19 protein-coding genes and 1 other RNA gene are annotated in these 20009 nt (G+C 54.0%); 14 read left to right on the top strand and 6 right to left on the bottom strand.

The genetic code is table 11. The annotated features are described in order from the left end of the window. Positions 1-15: 15 nt before the first annotated feature. Positions 16-1068 carry a PLP-dependent cysteine synthase family protein gene (locus GJ746_RS06190; protein WP_154679397.1) on the bottom strand — a complete coding sequence of 351 codons (1053 nt, stop codon included), beginning with the start codon at positions 1066-1068 and terminating at the stop codon, positions 16-18. A 115-nt stretch (positions 1069-1183) separates the two neighbouring features. On the opposite strand from GJ746_RS06190, the gene GJ746_RS06195 reads away from it, so the two are divergent. The 5 genes from GJ746_RS06195 to amtB all read left to right on the top strand — a co-directional run bounded on the left by GJ746_RS06195 (position 1184) and on the right by amtB (position 7130). Then, positions 1184-1642 (top strand): Lrp/AsnC family transcriptional regulator, encoded by a 459-nt coding sequence (locus tag GJ746_RS06195; RefSeq protein WP_154679398.1) that lies wholly within the window; start codon positions 1184-1186, stop codon positions 1640-1642. A 42-nt stretch (positions 1643-1684) separates the two neighbouring features. Further along, entirely contained in the window at positions 1685-3457 is a 1773-nt protein-coding gene (locus GJ746_RS06200; RefSeq protein ID WP_154679399.1) for a SmdA family multidrug ABC transporter permease/ATP-binding protein, read from the top strand. Further along, positions 3450-5228 (top strand): SmdB family multidrug efflux ABC transporter permease/ATP-binding protein, encoded by a 1779-nt coding sequence (locus tag GJ746_RS06205; RefSeq protein WP_154679400.1) that lies wholly within the window; start codon positions 3450-3452, stop codon positions 5226-5228. Before GJ746_RS06200 ends, GJ746_RS06205 begins: the two co-directional genes overlap by 8 nt. Before the next feature lie 243 nt (positions 5229-5471). Continuing rightward, positions 5472-5810: a P-II family nitrogen regulator gene (glnK, locus tag GJ746_RS06210; protein ID WP_024549751.1), complete on the top strand. Its 339-nt coding sequence runs from the start codon at positions 5472-5474 to the stop codon at positions 5808-5810. Positions 5811-5843: 33 nt separating this feature from the next. Further along, positions 5844-7130, top strand: a complete 1287-nt coding sequence (gene amtB / locus GJ746_RS06215; protein WP_195908804.1) for an ammonium transporter AmtB — start codon at positions 5844-5846, stop codon at positions 7128-7130. 56 nt (positions 7131-7186) lie between these two features. Here amtB and tesB read toward each other — a convergent pair whose 3' ends face one another. Continuing rightward, positions 7187-8050, bottom strand: coding sequence for an acyl-CoA thioesterase II (gene tesB, locus GJ746_RS06220; RefSeq protein WP_154679401.1), 864 nt, complete (start codon positions 8048-8050; stop codon positions 7187-7189). A 396-nt stretch (positions 8051-8446) separates the two neighbouring features. Here tesB and GJ746_RS06225 point away from each other — a divergent pair, with 396 nt between their 5' ends. Next, the gene (locus GJ746_RS06225) at positions 8447-8956 is read left to right on the top strand and encodes a YbaY family lipoprotein (protein WP_154679402.1); all 510 of its coding nucleotides are present in this window, start codon (positions 8447-8449) and stop codon (positions 8954-8956) included. Positions 8957-8994: 38 nt separating this feature from the next. Here the strand turns inward: GJ746_RS06225 and GJ746_RS06230 are convergent, their stop codons facing one another. Beyond that, positions 8995-9306, bottom strand: a complete 312-nt coding sequence (locus GJ746_RS06230) for an MGMT family protein (protein ID WP_154679403.1) — start codon at positions 9304-9306, stop codon at positions 8995-8997. 275 nt (positions 9307-9581) lie between these two features. Here GJ746_RS06230 and ffs point away from each other — a divergent pair. From ffs to GJ746_RS06245, 3 genes are all read left to right on the top strand, one after another. Further along, an RNA gene (gene ffs, locus GJ746_RS06235) (signal recognition particle sRNA small type) lies at positions 9582-9678 on the top strand. 317 nt (positions 9679-9995) lie between these two features. Continuing rightward, the gene (locus tag GJ746_RS06240) at positions 9996-10253 is read left to right on the top strand and encodes a hypothetical protein (RefSeq protein WP_154679404.1); all 258 of its coding nucleotides are present in this window, start codon (positions 9996-9998) and stop codon (positions 10251-10253) included. Then, the gene (locus GJ746_RS06245) at positions 10250-10465 is read left to right on the top strand and encodes a hypothetical protein (protein WP_004129860.1); all 216 of its coding nucleotides are present in this window, start codon (positions 10250-10252) and stop codon (positions 10463-10465) included. The genes GJ746_RS06240 and GJ746_RS06245 overlap by 4 nt, the downstream gene beginning before the upstream one ends. Before the next feature lie 132 nt (positions 10466-10597). Here GJ746_RS06245 and GJ746_RS06250 read toward each other — a convergent pair whose 3' ends face one another. Next, complete coding sequence (locus tag GJ746_RS06250; RefSeq protein WP_154679405.1) at positions 10598-12025, bottom strand: PLP-dependent aminotransferase family protein; 1428 nt, start codon at positions 12023-12025, stop codon at positions 10598-10600. An 87-nt stretch (positions 12026-12112) separates the two neighbouring features. Between GJ746_RS06250 and GJ746_RS06255 the strand changes: the two genes are divergently transcribed. Both GJ746_RS06255 and GJ746_RS06260 read left to right on the top strand, forming a co-directional pair. Continuing rightward, positions 12113-12727 (top strand): YczE/YyaS/YitT family protein, encoded by a 615-nt coding sequence (locus tag GJ746_RS06255; protein WP_154679406.1) that lies wholly within the window; start codon positions 12113-12115, stop codon positions 12725-12727. A 92-nt stretch (positions 12728-12819) separates the two neighbouring features. Continuing rightward, positions 12820-13173, top strand: a complete 354-nt coding sequence (locus GJ746_RS06260; protein ID WP_154679407.1) for a DUF1428 domain-containing protein — start codon at positions 12820-12822, stop codon at positions 13171-13173. A gap of 79 nt (positions 13174-13252) precedes the next feature. On the opposite strand, the gene GJ746_RS06265 is transcribed toward GJ746_RS06260, so the two are convergent. After that, positions 13253-14839, bottom strand: coding sequence for an EAL domain-containing protein (locus tag GJ746_RS06265; RefSeq protein WP_154679408.1), 1587 nt, complete (start codon positions 14837-14839; stop codon positions 13253-13255). Between the two features lie 244 nt (positions 14840-15083). Then, positions 15084-16193 (bottom strand): ABC transporter ATP-binding protein, encoded by a 1110-nt coding sequence (locus GJ746_RS06270; protein ID WP_154679409.1) that lies wholly within the window; start codon positions 16191-16193, stop codon positions 15084-15086. A 353-nt stretch (positions 16194-16546) separates the two neighbouring features. On the opposite strand from GJ746_RS06270, the gene GJ746_RS06275 reads away from it, so the two are divergent. From GJ746_RS06275 to GJ746_RS06285, 3 genes are read left to right on the top strand one after another with little or no spacing between them, the layout of a single operon-like run. Further along, positions 16547-17779: a maltodextrin ABC transporter substrate-binding protein gene (locus GJ746_RS06275; RefSeq protein ID WP_154679410.1), complete on the top strand. Its 1233-nt coding sequence runs from the start codon at positions 16547-16549 to the stop codon at positions 17777-17779. Between the two features lie 56 nt (positions 17780-17835). Next, the gene (locus GJ746_RS06280; protein ID WP_112214162.1) at positions 17836-19143 is read left to right on the top strand and encodes a carbohydrate ABC transporter permease; all 1308 of its coding nucleotides are present in this window, start codon (positions 17836-17838) and stop codon (positions 19141-19143) included. 10 nt (positions 19144-19153) lie between these two features. Then, complete coding sequence (locus tag GJ746_RS06285) at positions 19154-20005, top strand: sugar ABC transporter permease (protein ID WP_004099616.1); 852 nt, start codon at positions 19154-19156, stop codon at positions 20003-20005. The last annotated feature ends 4 nt before the right edge of the window (positions 20006-20009 follow it).

Below are 20009 nucleotides of genomic sequence, written 5' to 3' on the forward strand. Positions count from 1 at the left end.
GATATCTGGCTTTTTTTATTCTGCTTGCAGCATTTCGGTAATTTGCGCCTGCCATGGAGAGATATCGCCAATATTGGCCGCTACCCATAGCGGGTTGTAGTAGCTTTCCATATAACGGTCGCCGCTGTCGCACAGCAGCGTGACGATAGATCCGGTGCGTCCTTCAGCACGCATCCGTACGGCCAGCTGTAGAACTCCCCACATATTGGTGCCGGTGGAGGCGCCGACCTTACGTCCGAGCAGCGTTTCCAGCCATAGGGCGGTGGCGACGCTGGCGGCATCCGGCACTCGCAGCATCTCATCAACCACATCGGGGATAAAAGAAGGTTCGACGCGCGGGCGGCCAATGCCCTCAATTTTGCTCCCGACCGGGCTGCGCAGGCTGGCGTCGCGGCTCTGCCAGTAGTCCATAAACACGGAGTTTTGCGGATCAACGACCATCAGCTGCGTATCATAACCCTGGCAGCGAATGTAGCGCCCGATAGTCGCCGAAGTACCGCCGGTGCCGGCGCTCATCACGATATACGACGGCTGCGGATGCGGCTCATGGCTCATCTGACGGAAGATACTGTCGGCAATATTGTTGTTTCCCCGCCAGTCGGTAGCCCGTTCGGCAAAGGTAAACTGATCCATATAATGGCCGTTCAGCTCGCGCGCCAGCGTTTCCGAGGCGGCATAGATTTCACAGGCGCTGTCGACGAAATGGCAGCGACCGCCGTAAAACTCAATTTGTTCAATTTTACGCTTTGCCGTACAAGAGGGCATAACGGCGATAAATGGCAGACCTAGAAGACGGGCAAAGTAGGCTTCAGAGACGGCGGTTGAGCCGGAAGAGGATTCGATAATTGTCGTCCCTTCGTTGATCCAGCCGTTGCACAGGCCGTAGAGAAACAGCGAGCGGGCAAGGCGATGCTTCAGGCTACCGGTAGGATGAGTGCTTTCATCTTTCAGATAGAGCTGGATCCCGGGGAACTCCGGTAATGCCAGACGAATAAGATGCGTGTCGGCGGAACGCTGATAATCGGCATTAATTTCACTAATTGCGTGTTTTACCCAGGCGCTGTTCATCTCAATTTCCTGTTTATCATTTTGTGCCCAGCTTAACGGAAATTGAAGGAAAAATTGTTGCCATTTAGCCTTTCAATTACAATAAATGGAGTAAAATTTTCTCCTGAGGTAAGTAATGTTAGATAAAATTGACCGTAAGCTGCTCTCACTACTGCAAAACGATTGTACCCTCTCTTTGCAGGCGCTGGCTGATGCCGTTAATCTGACTACCACGCCCTGCTGGAAGCGTCTGAAACGACTGGAAGACGAAGGGATCCTTCGCGGGCGAGTGGCTCTACTGGATGCGGAAAAAGTCGGTCTGGGGCTGACGGCTTTTGTGCTGATTAAAACCCAGCACCACAGTAGCGACTGGTATTGCCGGTTCGTCAGCGAGGTCACGCAAATGGCGGAGGTGCTCGGCTTCTGGCGCATGGCGGGCGAATATGATTATCTGCTGCGGGTCCAGGTCGCGGATATGAAGAACTATGATAATTTTTATAAACGCCTCGTTAACAGCGTGCCGGGTCTCTCGGATGTGACTTCGAGTTTTGCCATGGAACAGATAAAATACACCACAGCCTTGCCTATTGATTAACGGCATCAGCCGCTACGAATTACACACTCAGGATTTAACCGCTTGCGATTATTTGCTCAACTTAGCTGGTATTTTCGCCGGGAGTGGCGTCGTTACCTCGGCGCTATTGCTCTGCTGATCATCATTGCCATCCTGCAACTGGTGCCACCGAAAGTGGTGGGCATTGTGGTTGATGGCGTCACTAAGCAACATTACACCGCCGAAAAGGTGTGGATGTGGATCGGCCTGCTGGTCGTTATTGCGGTGATGGTCTACCTGCTGCGCTATGTCTGGCGCGTGCTGCTGTTCGGCGCGTCTTATCAGCTGGCCGTCGAGCTGCGTGAGGATTTCTATCGCCAGCTCAGCCGTCAGCATCCGGCGTTTTATCTGCGCCATCGTACCGGCGATCTGATCGCTCGCGCCACCAACGACGTCGACCGGGTGGTGTTTGCTGCCGGCGAGGGCGTTTTAACGCTGGTGGACTCTCTGGTAATGGGCTGCGCGGTGCTGATTGTCATGTCGACGCAAATCAGCTGGCAGTTAACCCTACTGGCGCTGCTGCCGATGCCGCTTATGGCGCTGGCGATTAAGCGTAACGGCGATGCGCTACACGAGCGTTTTCGCGTTGCTCAGGCAGCGTTCTCCAGCCTGAACGATCGGACTCAGGAGAGCCTGACCAGCATCCGCATGATCAAAGCCTTCGGCCTTGAAGATCGGCAATCGGCGCTGTTTGCCGCCGACGCCGCGGATACCGGGGCGAAAAACATGCGCGTGGCTCGCATTGATGCTCGCTTCGACCCGACGATTTATATCGCGATCGGTACCGCTAATCTGCTGGCTATCGGTGGCGGCAGCTGGATGGTGATCCAGGGCAGTCTGACTCTTGGCCAACTTACCAGCTTTGTGATGTACCTCGGCCTGATGATTTGGCCGATGCTGGCGCTGGCGTGGATGTTTAACATCGTTGAGCGCGGTAGCGCGGCCTATGCGCGCATTCGCACCATGCTGGAGGAGGCGCCGGTGGTAAACGACGGCAGCGAGCCAACGCCGGAAGGTCGCGGTACGCTTAGCGTCGCCGTTGGCGAGTTTGTCTATCCGCAGGCGAATAAACCCTCTCTGGAAAAGGTTAACTTTACGCTTCAGCCCGGGCAGATGCTGGGCATTTGCGGGCCGACAGGTTCCGGTAAGAGCACCATTCTGGCGCTGATTCAGCGCCATTTTGACGTGACCGAGGGCGACATTCGTTTCCACAACGTGCCCCTGACCCGGCTTCAGCTGGATAGCTGGCGTGCCCGCCTTGCGGTAGTCAATCAGACGCCGTTTCTGTTCTCCGATACCGTCGCCAGCAATATTGCCCTCGGTAAGCCGGACGCTACGCAGGAGCAAATTGAGCACGTTGCCCGGCTTGCCAGCGTGCATGAGGATATTCTGCGCCTGCCGCAGGGATATAACACCGAAGTGGGCGAGCGCGGCGTTATGCTTTCCGGTGGGCAAAAGCAGCGAATTTCCATCGCTCGCGCGCTGTTGCTGGAAGCGGAGATTCTTATTCTTGATGATGCGCTTTCGGCGGTGGATGGGCGAACGGAGCACCAGATTTTGCATAACCTGCGACAGTGGGGAGAGGGGCGGACGGTGATTATTAGTGCCCATCGCCTGTCGGCGCTGACCGAGGCCAGCGAAATTCTGGTGATGCAGCATGGTCATGTGGCCCAGCGTGGTCGCCACGACTCCCTGGCGGCGCAGTCCGGCTGGTATCGCGATATGTACCGTTATCAGCAGCTGGAAGCGGCGCTGGATGATATTCCGCTGCAAGATGAGGAGGCCGCCGGTGCGTAGTTTCACTGAACTCTGGCCAACGCTTAAGCGCCTGCTGGCCTACGGCTCCCCGTGGCGTAAACCGTTGATGTTAGCAGTTGCCATTATGTGGATTGCAGCGGTGGCGGAGGTTAGCGGTCCGCTGCTGATTAGCTACTTTATCGACAATATGGTGGCGAAGAATTCGCTGCCGTTGAAGCTGGTTAGCGGTCTTGCCGCCGCCTACATTGGTCTGCAGCTCCTTGCCGCGGGTCTGCACTACTGCCAGGCGCTGCTGTTTAACCGCGCGGCGGTCGGCGTGGTTCAGCAGCTGCGCAGCGACGTGATGGATGCCGCCCTGCGCCAGCCGCTCAGCGAATTTGATACGCAACCGGTCGGCCAGCTTATCTCACGGGTGACCAACGATACCGAAGTGATTCGCGATCTGTACGTGACCGTCGTGGCGACCGTACTGCGTAGCGCTGCCTTAATTGGCGCGATGCTGGTGGCGATGTTCAGCCTTGACTGGCGAATGGCGCTAGTGGCGATCGCTATTTTCCCGGCGGTGCTGATTGTGATGATGATTTATCAGCGTTACAGCACGCCTATCGTCAGGCGGGTCCGCGCGTGGCTGGCGGATATCAACGACGGCTTCAATGAAGTAATTAACGGCATGGGCGTCATCCAGCAGTTCCGCCAGCAGGCGCGGTTCGGCGAACGGATGCGCGAGGCCAGCTATGCGCACTATCTGGCGCGGATGCAAACTCTGCGTCTTGATGGCTTCCTGCTGCGCCCGTTGCTGAGCCTGTTCTCTTCATTAATTCTCTGCGGTCTGCTGATGCTGTTTGGTTTCAGCAGCAGCGGAACGATCGAAGTCGGGGTGTTATATGCCTTTATTAGCTATCTTGGCCGCCTGAACGAGCCGCTTATCGAGCTCACCACCCAGCAGTCCATGCTGCAGCAGGCGGTGGTTGCGGGCGAGCGCGTTTTCGAACTGATGGACAAACCGCGTCAGGCGTGGGGAGACGATAACGAGCCGCTGCGCAGCGGTGCGGTTAGCATCGATCATGTCTCTTTTGCTTACCGCGACGATAGCCTGGTATTGCAGGATATCAATCTCGACATTCCGTCCCGCAGCTTTGTGGCGCTGGTCGGCCATACCGGGAGCGGTAAAAGCACCCTGGCCAGCCTGATGATGGGCTACTATCCGTTGACTCAGGGAGAGATTCGCATCGACGGTCGCCCGCTGTCGTCCTTAAGCCACAGCGCGCTGCGCCAGGGGATTGCGATGGTGCAACAGGATCCGGTGGTGCTGGCGGATACCTTTTATGCCAACGTCACTCTCGGTCGTGACATTAGCGAAGAGCAGGTCTGGGAGGCGCTGGAAGCGGTACAGCTGGCGGAGCTGGCGCGAGAAATGAGCAATGGGATTTATACTCAACTGGGCGAGCAGGGGAATAACCTCTCCGTTGGTCAGAAACAGCTGCTGGCGCTGGCGCGGGTGCTGGTTGATACGCCTCAGGTGCTGATTCTCGACGAGGCGACGGCTAATATCGATTCCGGTACCGAGCAGGCGATCCAGCAGGCTCTGGCCCGCGTGCGCGAGCATACGACGCTGGTGGTGATCGCGCATCGTTTATCGACCATTGTCGAGGCCGATACGATCCTGGTACTGCACCGCGGTCAGGCGGTAGAGCGTGGAAACCATCAGCAGCTGCTGGCGGCGAAAGGCCGCTACTGGCAGATGTATCAGCTGCAGCTGGCCGGCGAAGAGCTGGCCGCCAGCGCGCAGGAAGAGTCGCTTATCGCCTGATGCACCATAAACAGGCAGCCTCGGGTATCCGGTTTGAGGTGGTGCAAAAATGTTACCTGACGCGCACTGAAATGGTGCAATTTTAGGCGGAAGCGGCATTTTGCCACTTCGCTTACGCAGAATTCTTCTTATTCCCCCTCCAAAAGGGCCGCCTGGCGGTCCTTTTTCATTTCTGGCACAGCCCTTGCTTTATTAGACAGGTGTTAGCTGCGGCCATTACCGAATTCTGACTGGAGGGGACTTATGAAGCTGGTTACCGTGGTAATCAAACCATTCAAACTGGAAGATGTGCGCGAGGCATTATCTTCAATAGGCATTCAGGGCCTGACGGTCACTGAAGTTAAGGGCTTCGGCCGTCAGAAAGGCCACGCGGAGCTCTATCGCGGCGCCGAATACAGCGTCAATTTTCTGCCGAAAGTTAAGATTGACGTCGCGATTGCCGACGATCAGCTGGACGAAGTCGTCGATGTCATTAGTAAAGCGGCTTACACCGGAAAAATTGGCGATGGCAAAATCTTTGTCGCCGAGCTGCAGCGCGTCATTCGCATCCGTACCGGCGAATCTGACGAAGCGGCACTGTAACTTTCAGACCACACAGCGATGGGGAACGAAACAATGAAGATAGCAACAATGAAAACGGGTCTGGGAGCGCTGGCGCTTCTTCCGGGGCTGGCGATGGCCGCACCGGCGGTAGCCGATAAAGCCGATAACGCTTTTATGATGATTTGCACCGCGCTGGTGCTGTTTATGACGATTCCGGGTATCGCGCTGTTCTACGGCGGGCTGATCCGCGGCAAGAACGTTCTCTCTATGCTGACTCAGGTCATCGTGACCTTTGGTCTGGTCTGCGTACTGTGGGTCGTTTATGGCTACACGCTGGCCTTCGGTACCGGCGGCAGCTTCTTCGGTAACTTTGACTGGGTGCTGCTGAAGAATATTGAACTGAAAGCGCTGATGGGCAGCTTCTATCAGTATATCCACGTCGCCTTCCAGGGCTCATTTGCCTGTATCACCGTCGGCCTGATCGTTGGTGCGCTGGCTGAACGTATTCGCTTCTCCGCAGTACTGATTTTCGTTGTGGTATGGATGACGCTTTCTTATATCCCGATTGCGCATATGGTATGGGGCGGCGGCCTGCTGGCAAGCCACGGCGCGCTTGATTTCGCCGGTGGTACGGTGGTTCACATCAACGCCGCAGTAGCCGGACTGGTGGGGGCCTATATGATGGGCAAACGCGTCGGTTTTGGCAAAGAAGCGTTCAAACCGCATAACCTGCCGATGGTGTTCACCGGCACCGCTATCCTCTACGTTGGCTGGTTCGGATTCAACGCCGGTTCAGCAAGCGCGGCGAACGAAATTGCCGGCCTGGCGTTCGTTAATACCGTGGTGGCAACGGCGGCGGCTATTCTGGCGTGGACATTCGGCGAATGGGCGACCCGCGGCAAGCCTTCTCTGCTGGGCGCCTGTTCTGGGGCAATTGCTGGTCTGGTCGGCATCACTCCGGCATGTGGTTACATTGGCGTCGGTGGTTCTCTGATTGTGGGTATCGCCGCGGGTCTGGCGGGTCTGTGGGGCGTAACCATTCTGAAACGCTGGCTGCGCGTTGATGACCCTTGCGATGTGTTCGGCGTACACGGCGTTTGTGGGATCGTAGGTTGTATCCTGACCGGCATTTTCGCTGCAACCTCTCTGGGCGGCGTCGGCTACGCGGAAGGTGTGACCATGGGCCATCAGGTTCTGGTACAGCTGGAAAGTATCGCCATCACTATCGTCTGGTCCGGGATCGTGGCGTTTATTGGCTATAAAGTTGCCGATATGACCGTTGGTCTGCGCGTACCGGAAGAGCAGGAACGTGAAGGCCTCGACGTGAACAGCCACGGCGAAAACGCCTACAACGCTTGATAAAATTGAGTTATTTTCTGTAGCAGCAGAGCCTCCCTCCGGGAGGCTCTGTTTTTTTATGCGTTACGATTACGCATCACGCCTTCCTGCACTGTAGAAGCGACCAGCGTGCCGTCCTGAGTGTAGAATTCGCCGCGTACAAAGCCTCGTGCGCTGGAGGCCGAGGTGCTTTCTACGCTGTAAAGCAGCCATTCGTTGATATTGAACGGGCGATGGAACCACATTGAGTGATCGATAGTGGCAACCTGCATACCCGGTTCCAGAAAGCCTACGCCGTGGGGCTGCAGAGCTACGGGCAGGAAATTAAAGTCAGAAGCGTAGCCCAGCAGAGACTGATGAATACGGATATCTTCCGGAACAGCGCCGTTGGCGCGGATCCAGACCTGGCGCGCGGGTTCCGCCACATGACCTTTCAGCGGGTTGTGGAATTCTACCGGGCGAATCTCCAGCGGTTTATCGTTGAGAAATTTCTCTTTGACCAGCGGCGGAAGCAGATGCGCCAGCTTACGGGCGATATCCGTCTCCGAGGGTAAACCGTGCGGCGCAGGCGCTGACGGCATCGGTTTTTGATGCTCGTAGCCCGGCTCCGGCGCCTGGAAAGAGGCGGTCATATAGAAAATCGGCTTACCGTTCTGCACTGCCGCAACCCGACGGGCGCTAAAGCTGTTGCCGTCGCGCAGCACTTCAACATCATAGATGATAGGTTTCTGGCTATCGCCCGGACGTAGAAAGTAGCTGTGGAATGAGTGGATCAGGCGTTCGGCGGGGACGGTCTCTTTGGCAGCATATAGCGCCTGACCAACCACCTGGCCGCCAAAAACCTGACGTAAGCCCAAATCTTCGCTCTGTCCGCGAAACAATCCCTCTTCAATTTTTTCCAGATTTAACAATGCCAGCAGATTGCTTAATGCCTGACTCATAATGACCCTCAATCAATGATGGCTGCCTTACGCAGCGCGTTCTTGAGGCAAGTATAACCTGGAATCGCAAGTGGTCCGATGGGTGTAATAAACTGAATCGAGGCTCTTTTTCCGACATTAATTGTGTTAACTATCGATACATAACAGGCGAAAGAGCGATGCCAGAGGTGCATACGCTGAAGAGCGGTTCGGAGGAGCGGCAAATACTTTTTCGCATCCTCCATTACGCGGTTGGCTTACAGGTATCACTTTAGCCGCCGGAACGTCCGGGGCAGTAATAATCTGAATATGGCCCTTTTGCGGGCGAAAATTGAGAACTGTGCCACACTTATTCATGATGAAAATGTTTCGCCGCGTTGCGGTTGAACATGCTCTAAGGGATGAAAGGAGAAAATAATGAAATTTGCCTATATGTTAAGTGCTATAGCCGTAGCGGCTACGTTGTCTGCCTGTGCGAATAACCACAGCAGCAATGCGGCGAACCAGGCGGCGCCCGATCCTTATGGCATTGCTTCACTAAGCTCCTCGCAGCAGCAGCCTAACGTCTCCGGGACGATCTCTATTCGACAGCGCGTGGCGTTACCGCCGGACGCAATATTGACCGTAACCCTCTCGGATGCGTCTTTGGCCGATGCGCCAGCCCACGTGCTGTCGCAAAAAGCGGTCAGGACGGAAGGGAAGCAGGCGCCGTTTAACTTTGTTCTGCCCTATAACCAGGCGCAAATCCAGCCTAACGCCCGTATTCTGCTCAGCGCGGCAATTACCGTTAACGGTCAGCTAATGTTTATTACTGATACCGTACAGCCGGTGATTAACCAGGGCGGTAATCGTGCCGATCTGCTCCTGGTGCCGGTTCAGCAAACGGCGGTACCGGTGGCAAATAACACCGTTCCCGTGGCGCAATAACGCCGTCTATGCCCCTTTACCGGGGCATTTTTTTGCCTCTAATAAATCCAGCGGTAGCGCTGCAGATCAATATGACCGCTGCCTGAAACCTGAACGCCTTCCGCCAGCAGCGCCTGCCGCTGGCGCTGCAGGTCCGGCCCGGTGAGGGAGATGGTGCCGTGGCGATTCACAACACGATGCCAGGGGAGGGTGGAACCTTCAGGCAAACGTTTTAATACCCCTCCGACCTGCCGCGCCGCGCGCGGTGAACCGGCCAACTGCGCAACGTCGCCGTAGGTGGCAACGTACCCCTCAGGAATCGAGGCGACAATCTGCCAGACCCGCTGCGGAAAAGTATCGTGAGAATCCATGGTTCATCCTGTTGCCGGGAAAGGTTAAGGATAAGCGTTGCACGACGGCGTGTACAGACAGCGAGTTAAGCCGGTTTCGTAGCGCTAAACTAGTCGCCAGGCCCGATAGCGGCATACGATGAATACATGATCGAGTACTTAAGCCGTAGGTATTGCCCAGAATATGCGGCTTTGCGCAATAAACCAGCACCCAGTCTGCGGCGGCTTGCAATTCACGGGTTCAGCAGGGATAATGCGCCAGCGCGTTAGGTAACTAGCGCTCTCAATGGGGGCTCTGTTGGTTCTCCCGCAACGCTACTCTGTTTACCAGGTCAGGTCCGGAAGGAAGCAGCCAGAGCAGACGACGTGTGTGCCGGGATGTAGCTGGCAGGGCCCCCACCCATTTCAGCCTGCCCCAAATGCTCTCAGTAACCAGGCAATAGCTTCACAACTCCCCTTTATATTGAATAACCACAAATATAATGTGTATTTTTTCGCTTCTAAAAACTTATGTTTTTTATGTCAAAAATTCACATAGTCATAAATTTGAAATTTAATTGAAATGTTAATGTCATTTTTTTGTCATATATAACGTGCAGATTATTCATAGGAAATTGTTTCTTGATATAAGCTAAAAATATATCTCTGGATCAGCATGTTAACTTCGTGTATTAATTATACGATGATTTTATTTCACGGGAAGCGTGACTATGGCCACTATGGTTCTTAACGTAAAAATTGATAGCGAGTTAAAAGAAAAACTGCGTCAGTATGCGGAAGAAAATAATGAAAATTTAGGAGCGGCTACGGAAAAACTGCTGCTGCTGGCGTTTCAGGTAGCGGAATCAGCAGACGAGGCGGGGGTTTCGGAAGAAGATATTGATAGCCAGCATACCGAAGAGGAAGCGTCTCCATTAACCCCTAAAGAAATCAAAGCATTACGTAAAATTCTGAAGAAGAAAAAATGAAACAACAACTCTCTACAGCCAGCAACTATAGCGAAGCCTGTGACATGTTGCGTTCCGGCTACGTTAAACATGTACGCCTGAACTGGAATATCGGTAGTGATGAGTTCTTTCGCATTGCTTCCGACTGGTGTGATACGGGCGCAAAAATTAAAAAAGATGAAGACGGTTTTATTATTTCTCTTAAAGGGTTTCCTATCCCACGTCAGCATTAATGCAACGATCTCATTTTTGTCATCTGACTGACACGTCCTGAAGACAGAATTGATGCGCAATTTTATAAAAACATCTCATATGCATCATGGATGATGGCTTTGGCGGGCTGGCTCCAGCCCGTCGATATTTTATTAGATGATTTTCCTCAGACGAAAGCTCTCTTTTTGTTCCGTAAGGCTATGCCATAACGGCTGTAATGTATTAAATGCGTTGCGTAGTTCCTCATCGGAAAGCGTAAAAGGCAAACGCAAATAGCGATCAAATGCTCCGGCCAGGCCGAACCGCGTCCCCGTCCCGATATGAATTCCACGGCTTTCTGCACGAACGGAAAAGAGCGTAGCCAGCATTCCTGGCAATTCAACCCAAAAAGAGAGCCCTCCTTCCGGCAGCGTAAAGCGCCAGTGGGGAAAATATTCCTTCATGAGCTCACCGCACATATCACGACGGTTTGCCAGCATGGCGCGCCGCGGCGGTAATAGCGTTTTCTCATTTTCAAGCAACCAGCAGCAGGCCAGCTGTTCCAGCAGCGGGGATCCGAGATCGAGCGAGTCGCGGGCCTGGGCCAGCGAGGCAATGGTTCGCGAGGAGGCGCGGATCCAGCCTATGCGTAAGCCACCCCAGAAGCTTTTGCCTGCAGAGCCGATGGTGATTACCGGGGCATCAGGATTAAATGCCGCTAAGGGAGGGGGCGGAGGCGCGTCGAACCATAAATCAACCATCGTCTCGTCGACTACCAGAGTGGTGCGGGTTTGTGCGGCAAGGTCTGCTATCCGCTGGCGCGTGGCGCTGTCCATACAGCGGCCGGTCGGATTATGAAAGTCCGGCATTAACCAGGCCAGACGCGGGGCCGTTTGGGCGATCGTCGCCGCTAAGCCGTCGCAATCCCATCCCTGCTGCGGCAGGGCAACGCTAACCGGACGGCATGATGCACCCTGAATCGCGCTGATCGCCATGGGATAAGTTGGCGCATCCACTACCACCCGATCGCCAGGCCCGGTGAATAAGCGCAGAACCAGCGCAAAGCCGTTAAGCGCTCCGTTGACGATCATGACTTCATCGCTGCGGGTTGGCAGTCCGCGTTCGCTGTAGCGGCGGGCGATCGCTTCGCGCAGGAGAGACAACCCTTGCTGATCGTAACCCGTATTGGATAAGTGCTGAGGCATGATCTTCAGGGCCTGGCTGAAGGCCTGATGGATTTCAGGTCCGGCGCTGAGTGCGGCAATGGCTAAATTCACCGAGAGCGAATCCGGCGTTTTGGCTGCAACCTCTACGGGCCGTTCCGGCAAAGCGATACGCGAACCGCTTCCCTGGCGGCTATAGAGATAGCCCTCCTCCCGTAGTTGACCCAGCGCACTGGCAACCGTTGTTCGGCTAATATTCAGCGCAGCCGCCAGTTCACGCTCGCCGGGCAGACGGGTTTCCAGCGGCAGGCGGCCATCGAGGATTAGCAAGCGCAGCGCTTCCGCCAGCTGGCGCCAGATAGGCGTACGAGAAGTGGATTCCTGCCAGTTGCCCAACAGGCGTACCAGAGACTGTGAACCAAAGCGACGAGATGACATAGCAATCCACTTTTTAAAAACTGGCCATTAATTATCAATCCATTTTTGCTGATGATGCTGAGGAACGCAATTATTCTGAGGTGAAAAATGGTACGTCGTTTGCTGCAACTTTATATTGGTCTGGTCCTTTACGGCATGTCTACTGCGTTATTTGTTCATGCCAATCTTGGCGCCGATCCCTGGGACGTTTTTCATCTGGGGGTCGGTAAGCAGTTCAACCTGGATTTGGGGACGGTCATGATCCTGACGGGAGCCGCAGTGCTGCTGCTGTGGATCCCGATACGGCAAATGCCGGGCCTGGGTACGGTGAGTAACGTCATTGTGCTGGGGCTGGCGGCGAACGCGACTCTGGCTGTGCTGCCGCCGGTGGATTCGCTGGTGGTGCGCAGCCTGCTGTTGGTTGGGGCCATCGTACTGAATGCGCTGGCGACGGGGATGTATATTGGCGCAGGTTTTGGCCCTGGGCCGCGCGACGGTCTGATGACCGGGCTGCATGCCCGTACGGGGTGGTCGCTGCGCGGTATTCGTACCGCAATTGAACTTTCCGTCTTGCTGATAGGCTGGATGATGGGCGGTAGTTTTGGCATGGGAACCGTACTCTATGCGATAACGATCGGCCCGCTGATCCAGCTATGCCTGCCGTGGTTCCATCAGCCAGCAGCGCGTAAGGCGGCGGTGAAACGCAGTGAGGCGATTTCCTGATTTCCCGCTGCCATCAGGCGGAGAGACTAAACTTATCAAGTCAGATACGGCCGGATTCTCCGGTTGTACTGTTCACTTCGGAGAGCATACTCATGAAGTACGTTGATGGTTTTGTCGTTGCCGTACCGGCGGAAAATAAGGAGGCATACCGCGAGATGGCAGCAAAGGCCGCACCATTATTTAAGGAGTTTGGCGCCCTACGGGTAGTCGAGTGCTGGGCGGATGATGTGCCGGATGGAAAGCTGACCGACTTTCACATGGCGGTAAAAGCTGAAGACGATGAAGAAGTGGTATTTAGCTGGATTGAATATCCTTCAAAAGAGGCGCGCGATGCCGCCAACGCCAAAATGATGTCCGATCCGCGGATGAAAGTGTTTGGCGAAAATATGCCATTTGATGGAAAACGAATGATATTCGGCGGTTTTGCTCCGCTACTGGATGAGTAATTCATCTTTGCCATCCCCATAGCCTGTGGGGATGGCGATAGACGCGCCACAAAGTACTTAGTCATGAGGTATGTGAACCTCAGACGCGTATTATCTCTGACGGTGTAGAGTTCGCTTTAAGATTGTTTTCAGCCCACAGAATAAATTTCTCCTTTGGCAGCGCTTTACTATACAGCCAACCCTGAGCGTACTGCACGCCATGAAGGCGCAGCCAGTCGCGCTGGTATTCAGTTTCAACGCCTTCTGCGACCGTCGCCAGATTGAGCGCTTTCGCCATGTCGATAATATGCGGCGTTAACGGTTTGTACTCCAGCGTATCAACAAACGATTTATCGATTTTCAGGGTATCGACATCCAGCTGTTGTAAATAGCTGAGGCTGGAATAGCCGGTACCGAAGTCATCGATAGAGATGCGGTGTCCGGCCTGCCGGTAACCGGCGATAACCGGCAGAGTCGTTTGCGGGTCGACAAAACCGCGCTCGGTGATTTCCAGGATGATCTGCTGAGCGCTGATGCCCCAGCGTTGAAGCTGCTCTTGCAGGAGGTACGGCAGTTTTGGCGAGCGTAAATCATCAACCGACAGGTTAATCGAAATGTGTATTTCCGGGCGCTGGCGCAGCCAGGTACCAAGATCGGCAAAGATTTGCCGCACAATATCCTCGGTTAAACGGGTAATCAGGCCGGTTTGTTCGGCAAGCGGGATAAAAATATCCGGCGATAAAAAACTTCCATCAGGCTGCTTCCAGCGGGCAAGCGCTTCTGCACCGGCGATTTTTCCACTCTGCAACGAAATAATGGGCTGGTAATAAACCTGAATGGCGTTGGAATTCAGCGCGTCCAGCATTCCGTATCGCGGCGAGCGTAACCTTCGTAGCAAGCGGAGGAGAAGGAATGAGGCCAGAATGCTGGTGAAGAGGCCTATCGGCAGCCATAGTATCAGCTGCTGATGCAGCTTTTTTTGCAGCGGCAATGTTGATGACCAGGTGGCGATCGCCAGTCCCAGCTCCGGGATACGGTGAAGACGATAAACGATATTATTAAGGGTTAAGGTTTCAACATTGAGATGTTTAATTTGCTCCCAGGCGGCGGCATTAAGCGGCTGACTGCTGATAATAATTTGATCGCGCTGAGTGCCAAACAGGAGGGTGTGAATTTCTTCCTGGCCTAACGGGATCACATCGATAAACGAAACGGGGTCGATCATCACCACGTGATGTTCGCTGCCCATTGCCGTCATTTTATGTTTTAGTCCGAGGTCGTTCACCGACGTGAGCCAGGTGCGATAGCCATCGACGGTAATATGGTCGGGCGCCGGAAAGGTAACCGAAACCTGATGATCTTCGAGGGAAGAGCACTGTGGAATACCATCGTGTAACCACAGAACTTCCTGGACGTAGCGGTGAGTGTAGGCAATTCGCCGCATGTTGAGCAGATGCTGTGGACTGCAGGTCGTGGCAGCGTGCGCATCCGCTTCTTTAAGCGCTTCTGTTGCCTGATCGGCAACCTGCTGCACTCGCGCCAGCACGCGGACGGAAAAGTTATCCAGCTCGGTATAAAACTGTTCTTTGGCCTGCTGCGTTGCCAGCCAGATGCTCAGCACCACCGGCAAAATAATGGCGAGTATGAGTACCCCTGTAACCAGGCTCACCTGATGCCGGGTAGTCATGAGTATGTCCTTATTTTATTGAGGGGTTGAATGAGTATACGCGAAAGATAAAAGCAGGATTTAGCAAACGGCATAAAAAAGGCCCGAACCGCCAGATAGCAACGAGTTCGGGCTAACAGTGGATGAACCGTTCCGTTTCATGCCTTTAACGGAGCGGAGATAACGAGGGCTGACATACTGACAATGAAGGTTGTCAGCATAGATTCAGATTCTAAAGCGCATTCATGACAATCAAATGTTACGTTTAATGGGCATCAGGGGCTGCGATGTCGTCACTAATGCGCAGATCATTTTCATCAAATACCATGCAGAAGCGATCGTCGAATGCGACGCTGATCTTTTGCCAGGGGCGGAAGTGAACGTCGCCGGGCAGCAGGATTTTGACGTTATCGTGGCCATAACATTGACCGAACAGATAGGTGTTGTTACCCAGCCTCTCGACCACTTCACATTGAAACTCAACCACGGTACCGATATTCACATTGGTTGAGAGATGTTCAGGACGAATACCCAGAGTTACGGCAGCACCCGGCTGCAGCGGTGATGTGGTGATATTGAGCGTCAGATTATGATCCTGCGCCATCTTCACGCTTAGTTGACCCGGCTGCCATGCGGTTACCGTCGCGGGCAGGAAGTTCATTTTTGGTGAACCGATGAACCCAGCGACGAACTTATTCACCGGGTTGTAATACAGCGACATCGGCGATCCCATCTGTTCGACTTTGCCGTAGTTCATCACTACGATCTTATCGGCCAGGGTCATCGCTTCAACCTGATCGTGAGTGACATAAACCATCGTCGTCTTGAGTTCATGATGAAGTTTAGCGATATGCAGGCGCATCTCAACGCGTAGTTCGGCGTCAAGGTTAGAGAGGGGTTCATCAAACATAAACACCCGAGGATTACGTACGATGGCGCGGCCAATCGCCACGCGCTGGCGCTGACCGCCGGAAAGCTGCTTAGGTTTACGATCCAGTAGGTGAGAGAGCTGCAGCGTTTTCGCCACCATTTCAACCTGGCGGCGAATTTCATCTTTAGGCACTTTATTCACCTTCAGGCCATAGCCCATATTCTCCGCCACCGTCATATGCGGATAGAGCGCATAGGACTGGAATACCATGGCAACGCCGCGATGGGCGGGGACAACATCATTCATCACTTCATCGCCAATCAGGACTTCACCGTCGCTGACTTCTTCCAGACCGGCAATCATCCGCAGTAGCGTCGATTTACCGCAGCCGGACGGGCCGACGAACACCGCAAATTCACCATCTTCAATATCAAGATTGACCTGATGCAGCGTCACTGTACTGCCGAACCGCTTGGTGACATTCCTCAGTCGTATATTGGACATCAACACTCCCCGGGTTAGTAGCCGTTATTGCCGTTGGGATTTGGGCTGCGATGCGTGTTTTGTATAACGTATAACAATACAGCCGGACGATGCTCAACGACGCTAAAATCATGCTGTGACTATAACTTCCTGAGTTTTTGCACCCTACATCGATGTTTCATTTCTGCAATCATGATCACACAACTGGCAGCTTCCAGTAGTTTTATCAGCCTTCAAAGCGTAGCGTATAACAAATCTTAAATGACGGCTTTTATGATTATGAATCGCCGATTTTCAATTGGCTGAGAGATTTCTGAAAGCTATACCTCGCAATAAAAACCATTTAATTGTTATACCTTCACATGGGGTTGATAATGAAAAAGAACACTCTTGCTGCACTGATCCTTACCACTCTGGCAGCCGGGCAGCTGACGAGCCTGCAGGCGTACGCGGCCGGACAGCTCAATGTCTGGGAAGACATCAAAAAATCCGATGGCATCAAAGCCGCGGTAAGCGATTTTGAAAAGCAGTTCAACGTTAAAGTAAACGTGCAGGAAATGCCGTACGCCCAACAGCTGGAAAAGCTACGCCTTGACGGCCCGGCGGGCATCGGCCCGGACGTTCTGGTGATCCCGAATGATCAGCTGGGCGGTGCGGTCGTTCAGGGGCTGCTGTCTCCTCTGACGGTGGAGCAGGCGAAGCAGGAGGCGTTTACGCCTGCTTCAATCAGCGCTTTCCATATGGATAACGTGCTTTACGGCGTGCCGAAAGCGGTGGAAACCTTAGTGCTGATTTATAACAAAGACCTGATCGATCAGCCGCTGGATAGCCTGCAGGCGTGGTTCGATTACTCGAAAAAGCAGCGCGAAGAGGGGAAATACGGTCTGCTGGCGAAATTTGACCAGATCTATTACAGCTGGGGCGCTATCGGTCCGATGGGCGGCTATATCTTTGGCAAAAACGATAAAGGGGGCTTCAACCCGCAGGATGTCGGTCTCAACAAGCCTGGCGCGGTGGAAGCAGTCACTTTCCTGAAAAAATTCTATACCGATAAGGTTTTCCCGGCAGGGATCCTCGGTGACAACGGGTTGAACGCCATCGATTCCCTGTTCACCGAGAAGAAAGCGGCGGCGGTGATTAATGGCCCGTGGGCATTCCAGCCGTACGAAGCAGCAGGCATTAATTATGGCGTGGTTCCCCTGCCGACGTTGCCGGACGGCAAACCGATGAGCTCCTTCCTCGGCGTGAAGGGCTACGTGGTTTCGACGTGGAGTAAAGATAAAGCGCTGGCGCAGCAGTTTATTGAGTTTATTAACCAGCCGCAGTATGTGAAAGCACGCTATGTGGCGACCGGCGAAATCCCGCCGCTGAAGGCCATGATTGACGATCCGCTGATTAAGAATGATGAAAAGGCCAGCGCGGTGGCGGTGCAGTCAGCGCGGGCGACGGCAATGCCGGGGATCCCGGAAATGGGGGAAGTTTGGAGCCCGGCGAACGCTGCGCTGGAGCTGAGCCTGACCGGTAAACAGGAGCCGAAGGCAGCGCTGGATAACGCCGAGAAGCAGATCAAAATGCAGATCGAAGCCATGCAGGCCAGCAATCAATAATCAGCTGATGTAACAGAACGGGAGGGCCGTCCTCCCGTTTTCAGAAGGAGTCGTGTGTGATTATCAATCCCAGCGAAAATATTGCCGAAGCGCGTGGCGCAGGACGCCACGCGTGGTGCGGCCTGTTGCTGGCTATCGTGCCGGGTTTTGGGCAGTTTTATCATCGCCAGTGGCTGAAGGGGATTGTCTTCCTGGTGCTGCTGAGCAGTTTTATGAGCATTTTTTATGACTTTCTCAGCGAAGGTCTGTGGGGGTTGTACACCTTAGGTGAAGAAGTCCCGCGGGATAACTCTATTTTCCTGCTGGCCGAGGGGATCATCAGCGTGCTGATCATCGCTTTTGGCTTGTTAGTCTATTTCCTCTCGCTGCGTGATGCCTGGGTTAACGGTAAAAAGCGCGATGAGGGCATGGCGCTGAATAGCGTTCGTAAGCAGTATCAGATGCTGCTCAGCGACGGTTTTCCCTATTTGATGATTACGCCGGGCTTTATTCTGCTGGTGTTTGTGGTCATCTTCCCGATTCTGTTTGGCTTTGCGATCGCCTTTACTAACTATAACCTGTACCACACCCCGCCCGCGAAGCTGGTGGATTGGGTGGGGTTCAAAAACTTCATCAACATCTTCACATTATCCATCTGGCGTTCGACCTTCTTTGATGTCCTGCAGTGGACGGTGGTGTGGACGCTGCTGGCGACAACCCTGCAATGCACCGTTGGCGTACTGCTGGCGATTCTGGTTAACCAGAAAGATTTGCGCTTTAAGCCGATGATCCGCACGATTTTCATTCTGCCGTGGGCGGTGCCGGGATTTGTGACGATTCTGGTTTTTGCCGGGATGTTCAACGATTCATTCGGGGTGATTAACAACGCCATTTTGTCTTTCTTCGGCATCAGTCCGAAGGCCTGGCTGACCGATCCGTTCTGGACTAAGACGGCGCTGATCATGATGCAAACCTGGCTGGGTTTTCCGTTTGTTTTCGCTATGACTACCGGCGTACTGCAGGCGATTCCCGACGATCTCTATGAAGCGGCGACGATGGACGGCGCCAGCGCGTTTACCCGTCTGCGGACTATTACCCTGCCGCTGGTACTGTACTCCATTGCGCCGATCATCATCACTCAGTACACCTTCAACTTTAACAACTTCAACATCATCTATCTGTTCAATAACGGTGGGCCAGCGGTGGCGGGGTCGAATGCCGGCGGTACGGATATTCTGGTGTCGTGGATCTATAAATTGACCATGTCATCTTCGCAATACGCCATCGCGGCCACCATTACGATCCTGCTGTCGATTTTTGTCGTTGGCCTGGCGTTGTGGCAGTTCCGCGCCACCAAATCCTTTAAAAATGACGATATGGCGTAAGGGAAGCAACATGGCTAAATCACCGAGTATTAAACGCGAAAAGTGGATTCGCCTGTCACTCACCTGGCTGGTGGTCATCTTTGTCTCGACGATCATTATTTACCCGCTGGTCTGGACGGTAGGGGCGTCGCTGAACGCCGGGAACAGCCTCCTGAGTACGTCGATTATTCCTGAAAATCTGTCGTTCCAGCATTACGCGGATTTGTTCAACGGCAATGTGAATTATCTCACCTGGTACTGGAACTCGATGAAAATCAGCTTCATGACCATGCTCCTGACCCTAATCAGCGTGAGCTTCACCGCCTATGCGTTCTCCCGCTTTCGTTTCAAAGGTCGGCAGAACGGGCTGATGCTGTTCCTGCTGTTGCAGATGATCCCGCAGTTCTCAGCGCTGATTGCGATCTTTGTCCTCTCCCAGCTGCTGGGGCTTATCAACAGCCATCTGGCGCTGGTGCTGATCTACGTCGGCGGCATGATCCCGATGAATACCTGGCTCATGAAGGGCTATCTGGATGCGATCCCCAAAGATCTGGATGAGTCGGCGCGGATGGATGGCGCCAGCAGCTTCCGCATCTTTTTCGAGATCATTATGCCGCTGTCGAAACCGATTCTGGCGGTGGTGGCGCTGTTTTCATTTACCGGCCCGCTGGGGGATTTCATTCTCTCCAGCACCATATTGCGTACCCCGGATAAGTACACGCTGCCGATTGGCCTGTACAACCTGGTGGCGCAGAAGATGGGCGCCAGCTACACCACCTACGCGGCGGGAGCGGTCTTGATTGCCGTCCCGGTGGCGATTCTCTATCTGGCGCTACAAAAATACTTTGTTTCCGGCCTCACCTCTGGCAGTACAAAAGGATAACTCC

This window comes from Klebsiella oxytoca, from assembly GCF_009707385.1.
In the GTDB taxonomy this organism is placed as follows: domain Bacteria; phylum Pseudomonadota; class Gammaproteobacteria; order Enterobacterales; family Enterobacteriaceae; genus Klebsiella; species Klebsiella oxytoca_C.

What these genes read in the sequence shown, in the direction of transcription:
- GJ746_RS06250 (WP_154679405.1), bottom strand. Translation starts at nt 12,025, where the DNA reads ATGTCATCTCGTCGCTTTGGTTCACAGTCTCTGGTACGCCTGTTGGGC.
- GJ746_RS06285 (WP_004099616.1), top strand. Translation starts at nt 19,154, where the DNA reads ATGGCTAAATCACCGAGTATTAAACGCGAAAAGTGGATTCGCCTGTCA.
- GJ746_RS06245 (WP_004129860.1), top strand. Translation starts at nt 10,250, where the DNA reads ATGAAACAACAACTCTCTACAGCCAGCAACTATAGCGAAGCCTGTGAC.
- GJ746_RS06260 (WP_154679407.1), top strand. Translation starts at nt 12,820, where the DNA reads ATGAAGTACGTTGATGGTTTTGTCGTTGCCGTACCGGCGGAAAATAAG.
- GJ746_RS06240 (WP_154679404.1), top strand. Translation starts at nt 9,996, where the DNA reads ATGGCCACTATGGTTCTTAACGTAAAAATTGATAGCGAGTTAAAAGAA.
- GJ746_RS06225 (WP_154679402.1), top strand. Translation starts at nt 8,447, where the DNA reads ATGAAATTTGCCTATATGTTAAGTGCTATAGCCGTAGCGGCTACGTTG.
- GJ746_RS06190 (WP_154679397.1), bottom strand. Translation starts at nt 1,068, where the DNA reads ATGAACAGCGCCTGGGTAAAACACGCAATTAGTGAAATTAATGCCGAT.
- GJ746_RS06195 (WP_154679398.1), top strand. Translation starts at nt 1,184, where the DNA reads ATGTTAGATAAAATTGACCGTAAGCTGCTCTCACTACTGCAAAACGAT.
- GJ746_RS06255 (WP_154679406.1), top strand. Translation starts at nt 12,113, where the DNA reads ATGGTACGTCGTTTGCTGCAACTTTATATTGGTCTGGTCCTTTACGGC.
- GJ746_RS06230 (WP_154679403.1), bottom strand. Translation starts at nt 9,306, where the DNA reads ATGGATTCTCACGATACTTTTCCGCAGCGGGTCTGGCAGATTGTCGCC.
- GJ746_RS06275 (WP_154679410.1), top strand. Translation starts at nt 16,547, where the DNA reads ATGAAAAAGAACACTCTTGCTGCACTGATCCTTACCACTCTGGCAGCC.
- GJ746_RS06265 (WP_154679408.1), bottom strand. Translation starts at nt 14,839, where the DNA reads ATGACTACCCGGCATCAGGTGAGCCTGGTTACAGGGGTACTCATACTC.
- amtB (WP_195908804.1), top strand. Translation starts at nt 5,844, where the DNA reads ATGAAGATAGCAACAATGAAAACGGGTCTGGGAGCGCTGGCGCTTCTT.
- GJ746_RS06270 (WP_154679409.1), bottom strand. Translation starts at nt 16,193, where the DNA reads ATGTCCAATATACGACTGAGGAATGTCACCAAGCGGTTCGGCAGTACA.
- tesB (WP_154679401.1), bottom strand. Translation starts at nt 8,050, where the DNA reads ATGAGTCAGGCATTAAGCAATCTGCTGGCATTGTTAAATCTGGAAAAA.
- glnK (WP_024549751.1), top strand. Translation starts at nt 5,472, where the DNA reads ATGAAGCTGGTTACCGTGGTAATCAAACCATTCAAACTGGAAGATGTG.